Source organism: Pseudoflavonifractor sp. 60 (assembly GCF_009911645.1).
Taxonomy (GTDB): domain Bacteria; phylum Bacillota; class Clostridia; order Oscillospirales; family Oscillospiraceae; genus Lawsonibacter.
The window spans coordinates 1-823 of the sequence record NZ_QWKI01000382.1 but is presented as its reverse complement, the minus strand read 5'-3'; the positions used below and the strand labels follow the sequence as shown (position 1 = coordinate 823).

Below are 823 nucleotides of genomic sequence, written 5' to 3'. Positions count from 1 at the left end.
CTCTACGCCGCTCTTGACCAGCTCCCGCCCATCCAGGCCCGGAGAGTGTATGCCCATTATATCTTGGGCAAGAAGAAGTCCGAGATTGCCAGGGCCGAAAATGTGGAGGGGAGTGCCGTTTGCGACAGTATCCGCCGGGGCCTGAAAAATCTCTCTGAACTTTTGAAAAATTTTCATTGAGGGGTATCCGAAATCGCCTAAAAACCGCCTGATAGGTAAGGAGGCTTATACGCTTTTTGAGGACAACTGAATATACAGTATTCCAGGCACAAAACCCGTGTGATGAGCGACGAAAGGCGCGCCGCCAGGACAGCCCGCTTGAGGAGGTGACAAAAGCGGGTCGAGCGATTAACGCAAGCCTTTGACCCGGCCCTGGCAAGCCGGGCGCGACGACAGCGCGGGGGACAATGAAACTTGCTCACGCCCTCCCATGGACTTGCGGGGGAGCTTCGCAATCCTGCGGAGCTATGACAGCCGGAGCCGCCGGCGGCCTGGGATGCTCCCCTGTGCCGGGGTGCGTGGCAAATACGGCGCAAGCATTTATCAATTATAGATCGAAATGGATTGATCCCTGCTGGCCTCTGGACACCGTGACCAGATGTGGAGCAAGGTTGAAAGGCAGCACTTTTTCGGGTGCTGTCTTTCTGCGTTCCCCCACATCCTTGTGATTTGGGGCTGTCTTTGGTATAATATACTTGTAAAGGTTGACAGCTCCATTCCGATACGGAAAGGAGCCGACAATGGAAAATCGCATTGACGCTATCTACGCGAGACAGTCTGTGGACCGCAAAGACAGTATCAGCATTGAAAGTCAAATCGAGTT

The 823-nt window shown here is 54.1% G+C and carries 2 pseudogenes; both read left to right on the top strand.

The window, feature by feature from the left end:
• A pseudogene (locus tag D1646_RS22515) lies at nucleotides 1–180 on the top strand (sigma-70 region 4 domain-containing protein); the annotation flags it as partial.
• A 560-nt stretch (nucleotides 181–740) separates the two neighbouring features.
• Nucleotides 741–823, top strand: a pseudogene (locus tag D1646_RS22510) (recombinase); the annotation flags it as partial.